Source organism: Sphingobacterium chungjuense (assembly GCF_011316935.1).
Lineage (GTDB): Bacteria > Bacteroidota > Bacteroidia > Sphingobacteriales > Sphingobacteriaceae > Sphingobacterium > Sphingobacterium chungjuense.
The window spans coordinates 84,486-103,488 of record NZ_WLYS01000007.1 but is presented as its reverse complement, the minus strand read 5'-3'; the positions used below and the strand labels follow the sequence as shown (position 1 = coordinate 103,488).

The 19,003-nt window shown below is 41.5% G+C and carries 13 protein-coding genes; 6 read left to right on the top strand and 7 right to left on the bottom strand.

Annotated features, from left to right (window positions below; genetic code table 11):
• Nucleotides 1-42: 42 nt before the first annotated feature.
• A protein-coding gene (gene prfB / locus GKO22_RS14975; protein ID WP_166336436.1) for a peptide chain release factor 2 occupies nucleotides 43-1,126 on the bottom strand; the annotation gives its coding sequence in 2 pieces (ribosomal slippage) (nucleotides 43-1,065 and nucleotides 1,067-1,126; 1,083 coding nt in all).
• Nucleotides 1,127-1,273: 147 nt separating this feature from the next.
• On the opposite strand from prfB, the gene pgi reads away from it, so the two are divergent.
• From pgi to GKO22_RS14960, 3 genes are all read left to right on the top strand, one after another.
• Nucleotides 1,274-2,920, top strand: a complete 1,647-nt coding sequence (pgi, locus tag GKO22_RS14970; RefSeq protein WP_166336434.1) for a glucose-6-phosphate isomerase — start codon at nucleotides 1,274-1,276, stop codon at nucleotides 2,918-2,920.
• Nucleotides 2,921-3,042: 122 nt separating this feature from the next.
• On the top strand, nucleotides 3,043-4,650 hold the full coding sequence (locus GKO22_RS14965) for a M20/M25/M40 family metallo-hydrolase (protein ID WP_166336433.1): 1,608 nt from the start codon (nucleotides 3,043-3,045) through the stop codon (nucleotides 4,648-4,650).
• 282 nt (nucleotides 4,651-4,932) lie between these two features.
• Entirely contained in the window at nucleotides 4,933-7,053 is a 2,121-nt protein-coding gene (locus GKO22_RS14960; RefSeq protein ID WP_166336431.1) for a carboxy terminal-processing peptidase, read from the top strand.
• A gap of 354 nt (nucleotides 7,054-7,407) precedes the next feature.
• Here the strand turns inward: GKO22_RS14960 and GKO22_RS14955 are convergent, their stop codons facing one another.
• The gene (locus tag GKO22_RS14955) at nucleotides 7,408-8,493 is read right to left on the bottom strand and encodes a tetratricopeptide repeat protein (RefSeq protein ID WP_166336429.1); all 1,086 of its coding nucleotides are present in this window, start codon (nucleotides 8,491-8,493) and stop codon (nucleotides 7,408-7,410) included.
• A gap of 128 nt (nucleotides 8,494-8,621) precedes the next feature.
• On the opposite strand from GKO22_RS14955, the gene GKO22_RS14950 reads away from it, so the two are divergent.
• Nucleotides 8,622-9,902, top strand: a complete 1,281-nt coding sequence (locus tag GKO22_RS14950) for a replication-associated recombination protein A (RefSeq protein WP_166336427.1) — start codon at nucleotides 8,622-8,624, stop codon at nucleotides 9,900-9,902.
• Nucleotides 9,903-9,907: 5 nt separating this feature from the next.
• Here GKO22_RS14950 and GKO22_RS14945 read toward each other — a convergent pair whose 3' ends face one another.
• On the bottom strand, nucleotides 9,908-10,822 hold the full coding sequence (locus GKO22_RS14945) for a nucleotidyltransferase family protein (RefSeq protein ID WP_166336425.1): 915 nt from the start codon (nucleotides 10,820-10,822) through the stop codon (nucleotides 9,908-9,910).
• Between the two features lie 239 nt (nucleotides 10,823-11,061).
• Between GKO22_RS14945 and GKO22_RS14940 the strand changes: the two genes are divergently transcribed.
• Nucleotides 11,062-11,709, top strand: a complete 648-nt coding sequence (locus GKO22_RS14940) for a carbonic anhydrase (protein WP_166336423.1) — start codon at nucleotides 11,062-11,064, stop codon at nucleotides 11,707-11,709.
• Between the two features lie 56 nt (nucleotides 11,710-11,765).
• Here the strand turns inward: GKO22_RS14940 and GKO22_RS14935 are convergent, their stop codons facing one another.
• The 4 genes from GKO22_RS14935 to GKO22_RS14920 form a co-directional block, all read right to left on the bottom strand.
• Nucleotides 11,766-14,417, bottom strand: coding sequence for a carboxypeptidase-like regulatory domain-containing protein (locus tag GKO22_RS14935; RefSeq protein ID WP_166336420.1), 2,652 nt, complete (start codon nucleotides 14,415-14,417; stop codon nucleotides 11,766-11,768).
• An 8-nt stretch (nucleotides 14,418-14,425) separates the two neighbouring features.
• The gene (locus GKO22_RS14930; RefSeq protein ID WP_166336418.1) at nucleotides 14,426-15,154 is read right to left on the bottom strand and encodes a GLPGLI family protein; all 729 of its coding nucleotides are present in this window, start codon (nucleotides 15,152-15,154) and stop codon (nucleotides 14,426-14,428) included.
• Nucleotides 15,155-15,322: 168 nt separating this feature from the next.
• Complete coding sequence (locus tag GKO22_RS14925; protein ID WP_166336416.1) at nucleotides 15,323-15,604, bottom strand: hypothetical protein; 282 nt, start codon at nucleotides 15,602-15,604, stop codon at nucleotides 15,323-15,325.
• 308 nt (nucleotides 15,605-15,912) lie between these two features.
• Nucleotides 15,913-17,172 (bottom strand): hypothetical protein, encoded by a 1,260-nt coding sequence (locus tag GKO22_RS14920; RefSeq protein ID WP_166336414.1) that lies wholly within the window; start codon nucleotides 17,170-17,172, stop codon nucleotides 15,913-15,915.
• A gap of 141 nt (nucleotides 17,173-17,313) precedes the next feature.
• On the opposite strand from GKO22_RS14920, the gene GKO22_RS14915 reads away from it, so the two are divergent.
• A complete protein-coding gene (locus tag GKO22_RS14915) occupies nucleotides 17,314-18,984 on the top strand; it encodes a glutamine--tRNA ligase/YqeY domain fusion protein (RefSeq protein ID WP_166336411.1) in 1,671 nt (556 codons plus the stop codon).
• Nucleotides 18,985-19,003: the final 19 nt, after the last annotated feature.

Here is a 19,003-nt window from a genome sequence, read left to right as displayed (position 1 = left end):
TCAGCTCGGGCATTTATTATCCATGATCATCGCGTGAGGAATCTATCCGCCAAATTCCATCAAGTAGGCTTTCAGGAATGCATCCAGATCACCATCCAATACCGCTTGCGTATTCGAAGTTTCTACGCTAGTGCGTAGATCTTTGATCAATTTATAAGGATGTAGCACATAATTTCGAATTTGCGAACCCCATTCGATTTTCTTCTTAGAACCTTCGATTGCTGCGGTTGCTTCTTCGCGTTTACGCATCTCGATTTCGTATAATTGCGATTTCAACAAACGAAGCGCATTTTCTTTATTCTGTAATTGCGAGCGCGTTTCTTGGTTTTTGATAATGATGCCCGTCGGTTTGTGGTGCAATCGTACCGCCGTCTCGACTTTGTTCACATTCTGGCCACCAGCACCGCCAGCCCGGAATGTGTCCCATTCGATTTCGGAATCCTTCACGTCGATCTCAATGTTGTCATCCACCAACGGATATACGTAGACCGATGCAAAAGAAGTATGCCTTTTCGCATTGGAGTCAAATGGCGATATACGCACTAAACGATGCACGCCATTTTCACCTTTTAAATAACCGTACGAGAAATTACCGGAAAACTGCAACGTGACCGATTTAATACCCGCTACATCACCCGCTTGATAATCTTGCTCGGTGACTTTGCAACCATGTTTTTCACCCCACATGATGTACATACGCATCAGCATCGCTGCCCAATCGCAACTTTCCGTACCACCAGCTCCGGCGGTAATCTGCAAAATCGCATCCAGCTGATCTTCCTCGGCGCTCAGCATGTTTTTGAATTCCAGTTCTTCCACGCTTTCCAGCGCGATTTGGTATTGCTCATCCAGCTCTTGGTCGCTGGCATCGCCACTTTGGAAAAAGTCGTACATCACGGCGGTATCGTCTACAGCCGCCGTCATTTCATCAAATTGATCCGTCCACACTTTTGTGTTTTTGATCGACAAAAGCACCTTTTCGGCCGCTTTGCTATCATCCCAAAAGTCGGGACGCAAGGTGATTTCAGTTTCTTCTTCTACAGTTTTTTTTCGGGCATCAATGTCAAAGATGCCTCCTCAGGGACGTCACACGATCCCTCAAGTCTTGAATTTGTTCTTTCGTCATGCTAATGCGTTTCTTTACAAGTTACAAAGATGTTCATTTTAGGAGCTAAAATCAAAAGAAGCTGATTTTCTCGAGTTGAACGAACCCAAAATACTCCCATAATTGGCCATTTTTATGTAAGTTTGGGTATCATAAATATTATCATCTATGCTACCCAAAATTGATTTTACAACGACCAATGCGTACAAATATCTAGTAGATCACTATATCGATCTCAACAAACATTCTCTTAAAGATCTTTTTGCTCAAGATGCCGAGCGCTTCGAGAAATTCTCGGTGCAATTCGGAGATATCTTGGTGGATTATTCCAAGAACCGTATAAACGATGAAACGAAAGCCTTGCTAATCCAGTTGGCGCGCGAGTGCAAAATGGATGAAGCGATCAAAGCGATGTTTTCTGGCGACGCGATCAATGAGACCGAAGGCCGTCCGGTATTGCATACCGCATTGCGCAATCGCAGCAATCGCCCAGTACTAGTTGATGGTCAAGATGTCATGCCGCAGGTCAATGAAGTTTTGGCTCAGATGAAAGCATTCTGTGAACAAATCCATTCGGGCAGTTGGAAAGGATTTACAGGAAAAGCCATCACCGATGTTGTCAACATCGGTATCGGTGGTTCAGACCTTGGACCTGTCATGGTGACCGAAGCGTTGAAGCCTTATAAAACACATTTGAATTCGCACTTCGTGTCTAACGTGGATGGCACGCACATCGCAGAAGTCTTGAAAAAAGTTGATCCAGAAACCACCTTGTTTCTGATTGCTTCCAAGACTTTCACCACGCAAGAAACGATGGCCAATGCCAATTCTGCGAAAGATTGGTTCCTAGCCGCCGGCGCAACGCAAGCAGATGTGGCCAAACATTTTGCTGCGTTGAGTACCAACGCGAGCTCTGTAGCAGAATTTGGTATCGATACCAATAATATGTTTGCCTTTTGGGACTGGGTTGGCGGTCGTTATTCCCTGTGGTCAGCTATCGGCTTGTCCATTGCGTTAAGTATCGGTTTTGATCATTTCGAAGAATTATTGGCTGGCGCACACGAGACGGATGTGCATTTCCAAGAAGCAGATTTTGAAGAAAATATCCCGGTTATCTTAGCATTGCTAGGCGTGTGGTACAATAATTTTTTCCAGTCAGAAAGCCACGCTATTCTACCGTACGATCAATACCTGCATCGCTTCGCGGCCTACTTTCAACAAGGCGATATGGAAAGTAACGGGAAATATGTGGATCGCAATGGTAACCGCGTAGATTATGAAACAGGGCCAATTATTTGGGGCGAACCCGGCACGAACGGTCAACATGCTTTTTATCAGCTCATTCATCAAGGCACTAAATTAATTCCTTGTGATTTTATTGCGCCAGCGGTATCACATAATCCGATTGGCAATCATCATACATTGCTCTTATCCAACTTTTTTGCGCAAACCGAAGCGTTGATGAATGGTAAAGAAGAAGATGTGGTGGTAGCAGAATTGCAGCAAGCTGGGAAATCTGAAGCGGATATTGAGAAATTGAAAGCCTTCAAAGTCTTTGAAGGAAATCGTCCAAGCAACTCATTCCTAATTAAAAAAATCACACCACATACCTTAGGAGCGTTGATCGCGTTGTACGAGCACAAGATTTTCGTGCAAGGCGTGATCTGGAATATATTCTCCTTCGATCAATGGGGTGTAGAATTGGGTAAACAGTTGGCAAATCAAATTTTGCCCGAATTAAATACGGAAGAAAACGTCACTTCGCACGACAGCTCCACGAATGGACTGATTAATCAGTATAAAAACTGGCGCTAGGCATATAAATATTGTAATAATTAGGACACAATGATCTAATTGTGGCTAGTATTTCCGATTTTTAGAACGAACTCATGATAAAAACATGAGTTCGTTGCTTTTTAACCTTTAACATCACTATTATGAAGATCCTTTTGAGGTCAAAATTTAGAAAAAACACCAACTATCTATTTCTTGGTGCGATATGTCTTGCCAGTATTCCTGCAAGTTATGCTCAGCGTGCTCGCGTACAAGCAGAATCGCCCATTGCGGATCCCATTATCCAGCAAATTGTAGACGAAGCAAACAATAATTCCCAGTTGGAAGATTTAGCTTTCGAGCTATTGGATGTGGTAGGGCCACGATTGGTCGGTACACCACAAATGGCGAAGGCCAATGACTGGACGGTTGAAAAATTTCAAAGCTGGGGAATAAAGGCTGAAAAGCAACAATTTGGCGAGTGGCACGGTTGGGAACGCGGCATTTCGCATATCGATATGGTGCATCCTCGCGTCAAAACCTTAGCTGGAACACAGTTAGCGTGGAGTCCAAGCACGAATGGTAAAGCGGTAGAAGCAGAAGTGATTACTTTGCCTCAATGGAAAGATTCATTAGATTTTCGGAAATGGTTGCCTGCAGTGAAAGGCAAATATGTGATGATTTCGCAGCCGCAATTAACCGGCCGTCCAGATCATAATTGGGTAGAATATGGCACACCAGAATCTATTACCAAAATAAAATCTCAGCGCGACTCTTTAACCACGTTATGGAATGCCAATATCGCTAAAACAGGCTTTTCCGCGAACTCACTGCCAGCTCTCTTGGAAGAAGCCGGTGCGGTGGGTATTCTGACTAGTTTTTGGTCTTGGGAATTTGGTGCGAATAAGATCTTTGGCTCACGTTCCAAAATTGTGCCTTCTGTTGATATTTCATTAGAAGATTACGGAATTCTGCACCGTCTGGCAGAGCGTGGTCACAAACCAAGAATTCAGATAGAGACGGCGTCTAAATCGCTAGGCGTAGTTCCTTCTTTCAATACCATTGCAGAAATCAAGGGCACTGAGTTTCCAGATGAATATGTCATTCTTTCTGCCCATTTAGATTCTTGGGAAGGTGGTTCTGGCGCTACAGATAATGGCACAGGTACTGTGACGATGATGGAAGTGGCGCGCGTGCTCAAGAAGATTTTGCCCAATCCAAAGCGTACGATTTTGATCGGATTGTGGGGTAGCGAAGAGCAAGGGTTGAATGGATCTCGTGCTTTTGTCATTGATAATCCAGAGATCGTTGAAAAAACACAAGCAGTATTTAATTTAGACAATGGTACGGGTCGTGTGGTGAATATCGACGGGTCTGGCTTTGTGCATTCGTACGATTACCTTGGTCGTTGGCTATCAGCTGTGCCGAATAATATTACAAAAGAGATAAAAACTACTTTTCCAGGCACTCCTGGTGGTGGCGGATCGGATCATGCTTCTTTTGTGGCAGCAGGAATTCCGGCTTTTATGTTAAGCTCGCTTTCTTGGGGTTATTTCAGTATTACGTGGCATACGAATTTGGACACCTATGATAAGTTGGTGTTTGATGATTTGCGAAGCAATGTCATTCTTACCGCTACTATGGCATACAAAGCGTCGGAAGAACCAGAATTGGTAAACCGCGAGCAACGCGTGATGCCCGAAGGACGTAATGGACAACCAAATCCTTGGCCGGCCATTCGCCAACCGAGACGTACAGGAGTAGGTTATTAATGTAGTGAGCAATTGCCAAACATTTTGCGAGAGAGGCTGTTCAGCATAAGGAACAGCCTTTTTGGTAAATGATGACATCGGTTGCGGTTGATACTGTAGCGTCAAGCGGGTTTCCATTCGTTAATAAATCTTAAAAAGGAATTACTTGGTCGATAATTCTTTAAATTTACAGGCTAATCTGTCTACACATCGCAAAATGTTTCCTATCTTGGTGAAGCGGAAAGCATGCAATAGATCCGGATTTTAATTCTTAGAATGATACATTTAAATCAGACAATATATATGTTTAAACAGTTGTTAGTTTCGTTGGTGTTAGTGTCGGTGTTGGCCTGTGGATCGAAACCTAGAGTAAGTCTGAATCAAGAAGAAACCTTAAAGCCGTCGGCGCAACATGAGGTAATTGCCAAGGAAGTAGCTAATATTTTAGAAAACATCAGTTACAAGAAAGTAGCCATGGGCGATTCGCTGTCCAATATTGTATACAACAATTTGTTGAAGAGTGTCGATATGGGTAAAGTCTACTTGTTGCAATCGGACATTGATGATTTTGAGCAATTTCGTACGACTATCAGTCAAGATTTCAAAGAAGGTGATTTGTCTGCCCCTTTCTATATGTTTAACCAGTATGCAAAACGCTACATCGAGAGCATGGAATACGCCCTATCTCAAGTAGATGCCGACCATGATTTTAGCATAGAAGAGGATTACATCAATAACCGCGAGAAATTAGGTTGGTTCAAGACACAAGATGACGTAAATGATCAGTGGCGCAAACGTGTCAAGTACGATTTATTGAACTTAAAGCTGATTGGTAGTGATACCACCAGCATGGAAAAGCATAAAGAAGTACTACGTTCGCGTTACAAAAACTTAATCTCGCAAGCGAAGAAAATCGATTCCAATGAAGTATTTCAAGTGGTGATGGGCTCGCTTACCGATGCAGTAGATCCACATACAACGTACTATAATCCGTTTTTTGCACAAGCATTCAACGAAAGTATGTCCAACACGTTAGAAGGTATTGGCGCGCAGCTAATGATGGAAAATGAAACCGTTAAGATTACGGACATTATTGCTGGTGGACCTGCTTTTAAAGATAAGCGTCTTAAAATCAACGATCGTATTATTGGCGTAGCACAAGGCAATGGTGAATTTGAGGATATCATTGGTTGGCGATTAGATGCTGCGGTATCGAAGATCAAAGGGCCAAAAGGAACGGTTGTACGATTGCGCGTGATTCCTGCAGGGCAAGATTTGACGGCACAACCTAAAATTGTAGAGCTGACGCGTGATAAAATCGTATTGGCCGAAGGTTCTGCCAAATATGAGATCAAAGACGTGAAAGGCGATGATGGTGCCAATTATAAAGTAGGCGTTATTAGCTTGCCGAAATTCTATATCGATTTTGAAGCATTGCGCCGTCGTGATCCAAATTATAAGAGCGCTACGCGCGATATCCGTTACATCTTAGATACGTTGAAACAGAAAGATGTACAAGCCGTGGTGTTGGATTTAAGAAATAATGGTGGTGGTTCTTTACAGGAAGCCATTGAGTTGACTGGTTTGTTTATCGATCAAGGACCTGTGGTACAAGTAAAAGATGTGCGCAATCGCGTCGAGATCAACAGCGACCGCGAACCGGGCGTTTCTTGGGATGGTCCATTGGGTGTGATGGTCAATCGGTTTTCAGCTTCTGCGTCAGAGATCTTTGCTGGAGCTATTCAGGATTACGGCCGTGGAGTCATTTTAGGTTCTACCACGTTCGGAAAAGGTACCGTGCAGTCTGCATTAGATATGTCGCGTTTCATTAGCACAACAAGTCGTTTATTGCTCAAAGCATCTGATGCGAGCGAAAGCAAGAAAAATGAAAACATTCCGGCAGGAGCACCGGAGTTTGGTCAGATCAATGTGACGATGGGTATGTACTACCGCGTGAGTGGAAGCAGTACGCAGCACCGCGGTGTAGAAGCGGATGTCTCATTCCCTTCTCAGTTCTCTGCCGATAAATTTGGTGAAAGCTCAGAGCCAGCAGCATTGCCATGGGATTCCATTAAAGCAGCACCATTCAAACCGGTAGCTGATCTGAATGCCATCAATAAATCATTGAATGAGAAGCACCAAAAGCGTATTGAGAAATCGCCTGCGTATGGATTCCTGTTGGAAGATATCAAAAAATTCAACGAAGAGGATTCTATCCCGAAAGTGAGTTTGAATGAAACTAAGTTGAAAGCAGAGCGTGATCAATTCAAAAAAGATAATCGCACACGCGTCAACCAGCAGCTTAAATATATGGGTCTGCCGCTTTGGGAAGAAGGTAAGCCGCAGCCGCAGCATGAGTTTGACTTTATCTTAGATGAGAGTTTGACCGTAATGACGGATTACATCCGATTGAACAAGAAGTAATCGTGGATCCTGAAAGGGACGTTTAGATAGGTGAAAATGGTAGCGGAAATGTTTCGCTACCATTTTTTGTTTGGTACCGAAGCCTCCATTCCGTCATCGCGAGGAGGTACGACGCGGCGATCTATTTCTTCTGGGTTTAGGGAGTTATTATTGTTGAAACCGTGAGATTGCCACATTTTCGTTCCTCGGCTTCGCAATAACGCGGTTTTTCAGATTACGACAGCCTTCTTTCCTCGGCTTCGTCAAGACGAGAAATGTTGTTTTTGCGCAGAACAATAACTGTGAATTATATCTAAAATACGTCATCGCGCAGGGGTACGACAGCCCCCGAAGCAGCTACGAAGGGAACCCAAACTAAAAAAGTTCTTCGCGCAATTTCCAGTATTGCGTCAACTCCTCTTTAGCTTCTTTGAACTGTGATAAGGCAAGATGTGCTTCCCCTTTTCTGTCATGTATCGCCAACTGGAGCATCGGATCCTTTTCTTCCACGGCCAGTTCCTCCGCTCTAGCAAACTCCACTAACGCGACTTTGTAATTTTTCTGTGCGAGCTTTGACGAAGCGAGCATATATTCGATCGTTCCCAACTCCCGGCGGAAGTTGCTAGCAGCGGCTAAATCACGCGCCTGAATCAAGAACCACTGTGCTTCTGTATGTTTGTCGTGCATCTGGTAGATGGAAGCGAGTAGCTGCCAAGCCAGCACTTTACTTTGCCGATCTTTGGCACGATTGTACAAAGGAATCGCCTTGCGAATGATCGAGTTTTCGGCCAATTTATAATCTTTAAGATACGCTTGTACCAAAGCGATTCTGGTATAGGCATGTGCTTGCTCCACTATCGAACTGTTTCTACCCAACTTCGCCAATAAGCGTTCTTGCAAAGCGGCTGCTTCGCGGTAATTGTGATTGTATAGGTATACATCTGCTAAGTTGCGTTGCAAGGCTGTAAAGTCATCTTCTAAGAAACTTCCATTTTCCAGATCTACTGCACCAATAAGCAAACCAGTGGTCTGCGGAAGATGCCCATTATTGAGAGATATCCAAGCATATTCATTCATCAATGCCGCAGCAAAAGCGGTATTGCCCAACGAAGTTTCTTGATTGATGGCTTTGTTCCACTCTTCGCTGGTAGCTGGAAGCTGCTGATAGTACTGCTGTACTAGATATCTTTTGCTGGTAAAACGAAACTCGGTCAGCAAGTCCTGAAATTGCATAGCGCGCGCGATCGAGTCTTGAAAAGGCCTTTTGTCGGCGTAATCGTCGATTAAAATCTCATTTTCTGTGCGAGGCGGAGGTAGAAAATAAACCTTCGGTCCGATTCCATCAAATGCGCGGTTGTACTTTGTATTTGATTCTACTGCCGTTTTTGCCGATTGAGCTTGTGCGCCGCACAGGATGCCAAGCGAACCTAATGTGACAAATATCTTCTGTATGTACTTCATCGTTCTAAGCTAAGATACAAAAGTATTGAGTAAGTTAATGTTCTTTTCGCGAGAAACAGAAAACGGAATCCGGATGAAATCTGTTAACTTGGCAGGCATAAGTAAGATTAGAAATACAGGAAGAGCAGATGGCAACGAAGATACCTTTAGCAGAGCGAATGCGGCCCAAAAACCTTTCAGACTACATCGGGCAAAGTCACATTGTAGGCGAGGGCGCAGTGTTATACAATGCAATTCAGCAAAAAAATATCCCTTCCATGATTTTGTGGGGGCCTCCGGGCGTGGGCAAAACTACTTTAGCGCTATTGTTTGCCAAAGAAATTGACCGACCATTTTTCAGTCTGAGTGCCATCCAATCTGGGGTCAAGGAAGTGCGCGAAGTAATCGAGAAAGCACGTCAACTTTTTGAATTCAATCAAGAGCAGCCGATCTTATTTATCGATGAGATCCACCGTTTCTCCAAATCTCAGCAAGATTCTCTGCTCGGGGCTGTAGAGAAAGGTTTGGTCACCTTGATTGGCGCTACTACCGAAAATCCTTCTTTTGAAGTCATCAGCGCACTCTTATCTCGCTGTCAGGTGTATGTTCTAGAATCCCTTTCGGAGGAGCAGCTGGTGTCTATTATTCAGCACGCGCTGGATAAAGATGAGACATTGCGTGAGCAACAGTTGGAGATCAAAGAATATGAAGCGCTACTTCGTTTGTCGGGTGGAGATGCACGGAGATTGCTCAATGTGTTGGAACTCGTCGCACAGGCAGCGTATCAGCAAAAGGCGGTCATTGACAATGATTTTGTGTTGAAGCAAGTGCAGCAGAATATGGCGCGCTATGATAAAACGGGCGAGCAGCACTACGATATTATTTCTGCTTTTATCAAATCGATTCGCGGGAGCGATCCCAATGCAGCGGTGTATTGGCTCGCGCGAATGATTGCCGGAGGCGAAGATCCTAAATTTATTGCTCGGCGCTTGCTGATATTGGCCTCGGAAGATATTGGCAATGCCAATCCGAATGCCTTGTTGTTGGCCAATAATTGTTTTCAAGCCGTCAATGTGATTGGCTGGCCGGAGTCGAGAATCATTTTGTCCCAAACCGTCACCTATCTGGCGAGTTCTGCGAAGAGCAATGCCTCGTACGAAGCGATTAATCAGGCGCAAGCCTTAGTAAAACGTACGGGCGATTTATCGGTACCCTTGCATTTGCGCAATGCACCCACTAAATTGATGAAAGAGCTGGATTATGGAACAGAATACCAGTATGCGCACGCATTCCCGGGCAATTTTGTAGATCAGGAATTTATGCCAAATGAGTTGTCGGGAACCAAACTATATGACCCCGGCCACAATGCGGCCGAGGATAAAGTAAGGCATTCGCTACGCGAAAAGTGGAAAAGTAAATATAAGTACTAATCCGATTAGAATAACTTAGCAGGATAAGTGCCGTTTTTGATTAATTCAGAAATGCTTTCCTGTACGATCGGCTTATCTTCTTTGTACGTTACGCCAAACCATTTGGAAGAGGTTGGAATGACTTTAAAATCGGCCTGATTGTTTTTTACCATATAATCTGGGATCGTCGGGATAAAAAACTCTGCTTTTGGATTGTCTGCATTTTGAGCGACAAAATCAGGGAATAAGTCCTGAAGTACGGTGAAGATATGTGGTGTGAAACCCCAGAAATTCATCGATACACGTGTATCAAAAGGGAGCTCATGCTGTACACCTGCTTCTTCGAATACAATCTTGGTCGAGCCATCTTCGCCCTTCACATAAAAAATATTAGTGCGCTCGGTGACCGACTGCATATTGCCTTCGGCATCCACTTCACATACACCACGTGAAACGTAGCCGTAATCAGACATCGTGTTGCCTAGTTGGAAACCCATCAAGGCCATATTGCTGTCCGAAACATCCTTGGTAAGGAATTGAGCCATTTTATCAAATGCATCAAAGCCATAAAAGTCATCTGCATTAATTACACAGAAGTTTTCTTGCACTTGATCCTTGGCCGACATCACCGCGTGCGCCGTACCCCAAGGTTTCGCCCGTTCAATATCGCGATCAATCCCAAAACGACGAAGATCAAAGTTCTGAAATGCATAAGCCACTTCGATTTTGCCGTGCAATTTTTCATCGAATGTATTGCGCATTACTTCTTCGAACTCCTCGCGGATCACAAATACAACTTTTCCAAAACCTGCTCGAATGGCATCATAAATAGAATAATCTATGATCGTTTCTTTGTGCGGTCCAAAGCCGTCGACCTGTTTTAGCGATCCGTATCGGCTAGCCATTCCTGCTGCAAGTACTACTAGTGTAGGTTTGTTCATGAGGTACTTCAATTTATTTTGATATCATCACCTTCAAGTGAAGTGCCAAAGATAAAACATTATCCCGTGGGATATAAATTTTGTTAATTTTGTTTAAGACAGTCATCTGGTTTTTTACTTACGCCATCTTTGGCGACAATTTTGCTAGATAATGTGCTGCGGAGAGACGGTGGAATCTGTCTCGTGAAGCGAGATGAGGTAATCAACATAAAATATAGATATCAATAAAATCAAATATTATGGGAAATCAAGCTTTAGAGAAAAGCTTCAACGAAATTATAGAAGGAAATAAAGGCTGGGTAGATTTTGTCAGCAAAGATGAAACGGGTAGATTCCAACAATTGGCTAAAGGCCAAAGTCCAGAAATTCTTTGGATTGGTTGTGCCGATAGCCGCGTGCCTGCGAACGAAATTACCGGCCGCAAACCGGGTGAAGTATTTGTACATCGCAACATTGCTAACATGTGTGTACACTCAGATATGAGCATGCTTTCCGTGTTAGACTATGCTGTGAATGTATTGAAGATTAAACACATCATCGTAGCTGGACACTATGGCTGTGGTGGCGTAGCTGCTTCATTAAGCCGTAAGCAATTCGGAATTATCGACAACTGGTTGTGTCATATCAAAGATGTATACCGCTTGCACGCGAAAGATATCGACGCTATTAAAGATGAGGAAGAACGCGTGGATCGTCTGGTAGAGCTGAATGTAAAAGAGCAAGTTTTTAACTTATGTACTACTTCGATCGTGCAAAACGCATGGAAAAATGGACAAGACTTAGCGGTGCACGGTATGGTTATCAATATCGGAACAGGTGAATTGGTTGACCAGCACTGCACATTTGATTCTAATCATGATTTGGATAACGTATTTGCTTATCAATAGCAGTTTGGAATCATAGGACACAAGAGAAGCGGCCGATAGGCCGCTTCTCTTGTTTTCTAGAGCTCATAAGACATTCCAATTCCAGTGTATCCGGCTAATCTTCTGGTGATATCTGTTGAGAAAATATTGTTGCTCGAAGCTATCTTAATGATTTCTGGGTTGTTGATATTCAGTATGTTGACACCTTGCATCCAGTATTTAATCTTCGTAGATTTTTTATCATACATTATTTTGGCGCCTAAATTGTAAAAATTGCGAGTTACTGCATTAGATTTATAACTCTCGAAAATGTTTTCGATGAAATATCGGATATTTTGAGATTCCCATCTACCATTAACATTAAGAAACGGGGAGATCGTTTGTATTGTATTTCTGGTATCAAACAGGTTAAAATTAAAAGTTTGATAAGAATATTTGACCCCCGATTCATAATTAATGTAAGACTGATCAAAATTGCTTTGGAAAGAAGGTCTTATCGAATAGATATTGCCAGCGTTCTGATTAGGAATAGCATTGATGAAACTAATAGTTTCTGTATTAAAATAGCTTAGGTTGATCTTGACTTTGTTTTTGAGCAATTTAACGCGTTGTTCAAAACTTAGATTTGCACTCCAAGATTTGTCCATGGGTGATAAGATAAAACTGACATCATTAAAGTTTATTTCATTGATGGTATTTGTTGACCGTACTTGATTACCATAAGTTCTGGAAATATTTCCCATCATCACTCTTCCGTCATAGAGGTTTATGTTAAGGTAATTCAGGGAGTAGTTGTTTTGAGTGAAGATTTCATCATAATAAATGCTGGAGGGAGATATTAGGGTTCTGAAATCCCTGATGTATGATACTTCATTTAAGTTTTCGATTTGTGCGAAGTCAAATGTTCTATTGTATCCAACGGAAAGATGATGAATAGGAGAGAATGCGATTTTTAATTCTGCTGCCGGCAAAAACTGAAATACAGGCTGATCAATATTTTCATTTCTAGACCTTATGGTGGAGTTTCTGAATTCAGCTTTCGCTTGATATTGGATCAAACCTTCTTTTTTTAAGATTGCTCCATCCACAAATCCGTAACTCAGCCCTAAGTTTGTAGTGGTTTTTTCTTCGGTATTCAGTAAATTTTCGATCGCAAAAGATCGCCGATTCGTCACAAAGCCGGTATTCACTCGTGCTATGTGTTGGTTTAGTTTCTGGGTGTATTTTACGAAAAAACCTGCTTCATTCTTTTTGATACGATTTTGTTGAAAAAGATCATTTTCATCGCCTCTAAATAAAACTCTATTGCTACTTAAGTCAAAATTTTCGCGATTATCTTTGATGTCTTGAAAGGCATTAACTGAAAGTAATTTTGTGCGATCTAGTCTTAGAATATAGCTGAATTGATGTCCAAACGAGTAGTTTCTTTGATTTCTATTTTCATCAAAATAGGTGGTCTCATTACGTAATTCGTTATCGACGAATTGGTCTTGTTTAATCCTGTTAGGATCGTAAGCAATTGTATAGTTGAATAGGCTCTTATCATTGGATTTATAGTCCAGATTTACTTTCGTCTGATTGAAGAAGAATCCATTCTGTTTCGATTGCCGATCTAAAGTTTGAAATGACGAATTGTCTGTGAAAATAATTTTTTCGGATAATACCGATTCAGTTGTTTTAGAAAAATTAAATATTGAAAAACCGTTAATCGTCACTTTATTCGTTGGCTGGTGTATAAAATCAAATGATGCAAATTGTGAATTCCTTGATGCGACCTCATTATTTTGCAGCAAAAACTCAGGAATATCTCTTGTATTCCTGACGTTGGATAACGAAAGATCATTGTTTTTCATGTCCTGCTTAATACTTTTGTTCATATCAAGGTAGTTCTGTAACGATAGGGGTTGTTCCCCCGTATTGTTGAGGTCTACTATTGCAGCGATGTTTGATTTGTTGTGAAAGCGAAACAGATTGGCGTGTGTATTGTACCTGTTTTGATAAGCACCATAAGCTTCAACATTGCCAGTAATCTTGCCTAGATACTCTTTTTTGATTTTAATGTTAAGTGCGGTTTTATCACTACCTTCAATATCTTTGATGGCAGCGAATGTTTCGTGATTATTTAATAAATCAATACCATCTAGCATTTCTGCACTTATATTTTCGGTCGCAAGCTGATGATTATCTCCAAACATCTTTTTCCCGTTTACCATCAGATCGTTGATCACTTTTCCATGCGCCATTATCTTTCCATTGTCATTAATTTCAAGCCCAGGCAGTCTATTAATGACGTCTTTTAATCTTTGTTCGTTTCCTGTCGTCAACAAACCTAAATTATAACTAATGGTGTCGCCACTCATGGATGAAGGCACACTTTTTTGGAGCACTATTTCATCTAATAATTTAGACGATTCCCTCAAAGTAATTGTTAAGCTAATGGTATTTGGCTCTTCGGAAACACTTAATTCTTCGTCATATGGATGGTAAGTGAGGTGGTTTATTTCCAATCTATATTTGCCAGGTTTTATACTTTTGAATTCGAAATAACCATCTGCGTTGGAACTACTATAGGAAACGATTTTCAACGTGTTGACGTCTTTGAGTTGAGCTGTGGCACCAAAAATACTTGTTTGAGATCGTTCGCTAGTAATAATTCCTTTAAGAGATATTTGTGAGTGACAGATGCTTAAATTAAGAAATAATAATAAGGATAGGCATGCGTATTTCATTATATGAATCAATTTCCAAGCATGGATCTTGCGTTCTTTCTTACCTCGTTTATTTTTTCATCTCTGATCTCATTATACTCTTTAAAAGTTACAACTTTACCTTTTGACGGTTTTGTAATTTCAAGCTCATTGTCATTTGGTTTTATGCTTACAGCTTGATAAGCGTTATTTTCTTCAATTAATTCTAAAATTAGGCCCGGTAACCCATAGTAATGTTTAGGCCCATCTTGGATTGGAATATCTTTAGCATACCAAGCAACTATATCTAGATTATTTATTTTAGCTGTGGCCTTGCCTACCCTGTGTTCGCCAATGTTTTTTTCTTCATCTTCCAGTTTCCATTCGTATGGTTCTAGTTTATCTTTCACTAAGAAACTTTTGCCTAATATGTCGACCCCATGCAGATATTCTTTTGTTTTGAAATTCTTATAAATACCACTATCATGGCTTGATAAAGTAACTGTTTTGAATTTCGCAGGCTGGTCTACAGTTAAATCTTCTCCAATAGTTTCCTTGGGTGTTTTTAGGTATAGGGATATACCATTTTCATAATTTAAAGTATAATTTGAAGGTTTGGATAGCATAGAAGATACCTGCTTTTTAATTTCGGGATCAGCTATTTCTCGTAGTTGTTTTTCCGTGTTGACGCGTTGTTCATAGTGCACAGTTAAGGATTGAGCACCTGATTTTAAGTGAACTAGTGTAAGCGTACACAGAAGAATTACATGGATTCGCATATTTTTAAAGTTTATTGATAATAACGATAGGATCTTTAACTAAGTGTGTGGCACATATTTGATACGCTATTCCTCAGTCGTTTTCTGATAATTGATGATGCTTTAATTTTACGAATAGGGCAATTATTATACATAATAATTGCCCTACGTATTGTGGTGATCGATTTTTTAATAGAAAATGATCCAAATTTCGCCGTCGTCCCAAATGATAATTAGAATGTCGCTAGCAGCTTGTTTTACGTCTACATTCTTTCCATTAAATTGTGAACTCGCTAGTATTCGATTAGCTTCTTCGGGAGTTAGTTTTAATAATTTTACGTTTTCTGTGTTAGTTAACGTTTCGGTAACGGAAGAATTTGAAAGGTTCATTTCGTTACTTAGAGGTTTTGCTTCTGCTTTAGCAAAAGCGAATACACCTACTAATGCTAGTGTAAAAAATAATTTTTTCATGTTTTAGTATTTAATTAATAAGTTTCTTTAAAAATAATAATAATTATTCAAATTATAAATTTATTTTAAAATAAAGCTATAATTGAGTTTTATGTAATTTTTTATTTCAAATATTAAGTTTTGTTAAAAAAAGTGTCATTGTGAAACATGGCGGTGCACGGTATGGTTATCAATATCGGAACAGGTGAATTGGTTGACCAGCACTGCACATTTGATTCTAATCATGATTTGGATAACGTATTTGCATACCAATAGCAGTTTGGAATCATAGAACATAAGAGAAGCGGCCGATAGGCCGCTTCTCTTTTTTATCGTCTAATTTCTCCTGCGTGCGTTACCGTTATACCGTAAGGATTTGCAAATTGGTCTAATATCACCGAAAACTCTCCTCGAGTAATGGGACGGTCAAGATCGTAAATCGTGTCGAATTGAAGTTTGTTATTCCACTCTGTGGCAATTTGTCTATTCACTTCTTGTCCACGTGTGCCCAAAAATTTAACTAATTCTATCGCGTCTTTCCATAAGAGTTCCTCACCATCGTGATCCAAAAACCAAAGTTGACTACGGGAATATAATTCATGGAGTATCGGTCTGATCTCAGCGTAAGTAACTTCTTTGTCCGGTTCAAATTCATTGTTTTTTAGAGGAAGCAATCCCGTTAGATAAATTTTCTGCCAACTACCGAAATGAGGATCTTCGCTGGCAGCATCAATCGCGGGTAGCAATCGACTTTTGTAGGTCAACAGCTCAGATTGTAATTTGCGTACATCGATCTGATGGGCATCCACCTCGAAAAAAGCCGTGTAACCAGCGGCTGCTCCGATCGCTTGTGCATAGTGCATGCGTAACGGAATATTTTCAACAGATGGTTTAAAAGGGCCTAGCGATTGAAAAGAAAAGAAATTATTCTTTACAGAGCGGAGTAAATCAGAAGCAGTGAGGGTGTGTATCGAGTTGCGATCTGCACCAATGGCTAAGGTGGTGCGAGCGCGTTGTGAATCGGATAAAGAGCTTTGTTGCGTACTTATTTCAGATTTCCAGCGATCCTGTTCTGGCACTACGTTGGCTAGCTCTTGATCCGCCGACGCGTCGATCACCGACCGGAAGGTATATCGTTTTCCGTTACTCAATTGCACCTGCCAGCCTCTTCTGCCCCATGTTATTTTCTTTATCGAAGTACTATCGACGATGGTTAATTGAGGTAGTTTTTCCACGAGTTCGTTCGCAGCGATCAATAGTCGATCAACAGCAATATCCTGTTTGATGGCAGTGGCCACACTATCGTTAGGGCTTGTATAATCGGCCATTTCCATCAAGAGCTTCATCCAGATGCCACCGTCCAAGCTATAATTGATGGTAAGTTGCGAAGGTTTTTCCGCTATTATCAAGTCTTGCAAATTTGCATTCATCACCCAAAGCGTTGGTACATTAGATAGTGCGCCTTGCACCGCTGCTGCATAAGCTTCTACACCATTTCCATATACCAACAATATCGGTCTGGGTTTCCGTTGGCCAAATAGCGTAATGGGTAATAAAAGACACGCAAACACGAGAAAGGTATACTTCATTTTAATTTTTATGGATGAATGATAAAGATCCCGATTAATCGGCGTTTATTCAAAATTTACTGTTATCTAACCGATATTCCCCGTGCTGATTTCGTTGCTACAGTATAGCAATTATACCGTGGAAATCCCTAAATTTGCAACATGTTAGAGGAAGAAAAATCACTGAATTTTATTGAAGAAATCGTAGCAAAAGATTTGAGCGAAGGCAAAAACGATGGCCGTGTATTGACGCGCTTTCCGCCGGAGCCCAACGGTTATCTTCATATTGGTCACGCCAAATCGATCTGTTTAAACTTTTCTATAGCCAACAGATTCAATGGACAGACTAATCTACGTTTTGATGATACCAATCCCGTTACCGAGGATGTGGAATATGTAGAGAGCATCAAACATGATATTCAGTGGTTGGGTTTCCAGTGGGCAAATGAATTGTACACTTCCGACTATTTCGATCAGTTGTATGAATTTGCTGTGGAATTGATCCGTCAGGGATTGGCTTATGTGGATGATAGCACGGCTGAAGAAATTGCGGCAGGGAAAGGTACGCCTACAGAACCCGGCGTACCAACACCATACCGCGATCGTTCGGTTGAGGAGAATTTGCAATTGTTTCAGGAAATGCGTGATGGCGTATATCCTGATGGGGCAAAAGTATTGCGCGCTAAAATAGATTTGGCCAACCCAAACATGCACCTACGTGATCCATTATTATATAGAATCAAGCATGCGAACCACCACCGTACCGGTGATAAATGGAAGATCTATCCGATGTACGATTTCGCACACGGTCAATCAGATGCGATTGAGAAAATCACCCATTCGATTTGTACGTTGGAGTTTATACCACATCGTCCATTATACGATTGGTTGATTAATAAATTAGAAATCTTCCCGTCTAAACAATACGAGTTTTCACGCCTGAATCTGAATTATACAGTGATGAGCAAGCGTAAGCTGCTTCAACTGGTCAACGAAGGTTTGGTAGAAAGTTGGGATGATCCGCGTATGCCAACTATTTCGGGATTGCGTCGTCGTGGTTATACACCAGCGAGCATTCGCAACTTCTGTGAGCGCATCGGTGTACAAAAACGAGAGAATATGATCGACGTAGGTTTGTTGGAGTTCTGTATTCGCGAGGATCTCAATAAAACCGCTTGGAGACGTATGGCCGTGATCGATCCGATCAAATTAGTCATTACCAACTATCCAGAGGGAAAAGAAGAAATCTTAGTCGGTGAGAATAATCCAGAGGTTGAAGGTGGAGAAGGCTCTCGTGAGATTCCTTTCTCCCGTGAGTTGTGGATCGAGCGCGAAGATTTTATGGAAGATGCGCCGAAGAAATTCTTCCGTTTAGGCCCTGGTTTATCAGTTCGCTTAAAGCATGCGTACATTGTAGAGTGCCATGATTTCGTAAAAGATGAATCTGGAAAAGTCACTGAAGTGCACGTGAACTATTTGCCGAATTCTAAATCTGGAGAAGATACTTCGGGTCTGAAAGTAAAAGGAACGATCCACTGGGTATCTGTACCACATGCCAAAACGGTGGAAGTACGTTTGTACGATCGCTTGTTCCAAGATGAAAATCCTGCTGCGGCAGAAGATTTCCGCGCATCGATTAACCCAGAAAGTTTGAAAATCGTAGAGCAAGCGTATGTAGAGCCCGATCTGGCGAATGCTGAGCTGGGCAGAGGATATCAGTTTATCCGGATGGGATATTATACTTTAGATACCAAATCTACACCAGAGCACTTGGTTTTCAACCGCACGGTAACCTTGCGCGATTCTTGGGCGAAGGAAGTGAAAAAAGGATAAGAACAACAAAAGAGCGGAT

Bases quoted from the DNA above. Each gene is read 5' to 3' on its own strand.
- GKO22_RS14960 (WP_166336431.1), top strand. From the start codon at position 4,933: ATGTTTAAACAGTTGTTAGTTTCGTTGGTGTTAGTGTCGGTGTTGGCC.
- GKO22_RS14945 (WP_166336425.1), bottom strand. From the start codon at position 10,822: ATGAACAAACCTACACTAGTAGTACTTGCAGCAGGAATGGCTAGCCGA.
- pgi (WP_166336434.1), top strand. From the start codon at position 1,274: ATGCTACCCAAAATTGATTTTACAACGACCAATGCGTACAAATATCTA.
- GKO22_RS14940 (WP_166336423.1), top strand. From the start codon at position 11,062: ATGGGAAATCAAGCTTTAGAGAAAAGCTTCAACGAAATTATAGAAGGA.
- GKO22_RS14925 (WP_166336416.1), bottom strand. From the start codon at position 15,604: ATGAAAAAATTATTTTTTACACTAGCATTAGTAGGTGTATTCGCTTTT.
- GKO22_RS14915 (WP_166336411.1), top strand. From the start codon at position 17,314: ATGTTAGAGGAAGAAAAATCACTGAATTTTATTGAAGAAATCGTAGCA.
- GKO22_RS14930 (WP_166336418.1), bottom strand. From the start codon at position 15,154: ATGCGAATCCATGTAATTCTTCTGTGTACGCTTACACTAGTTCACTTA.
- GKO22_RS14965 (WP_166336433.1), top strand. From the start codon at position 3,043: ATGAAGATCCTTTTGAGGTCAAAATTTAGAAAAAACACCAACTATCTA.
- GKO22_RS14955 (WP_166336429.1), bottom strand. From the start codon at position 8,493: ATGAAGTACATACAGAAGATATTTGTCACATTAGGTTCGCTTGGCATC.
- GKO22_RS14935 (WP_166336420.1), bottom strand. From the start codon at position 14,417: ATGAAATACGCATGCCTATCCTTATTATTATTTCTTAATTTAAGCATC.
- GKO22_RS14950 (WP_166336427.1), top strand. From the start codon at position 8,622: ATGGCAACGAAGATACCTTTAGCAGAGCGAATGCGGCCCAAAAACCTT.
- GKO22_RS14920 (WP_166336414.1), bottom strand. From the start codon at position 17,172: ATGAAGTATACCTTTCTCGTGTTTGCGTGTCTTTTATTACCCATTACG.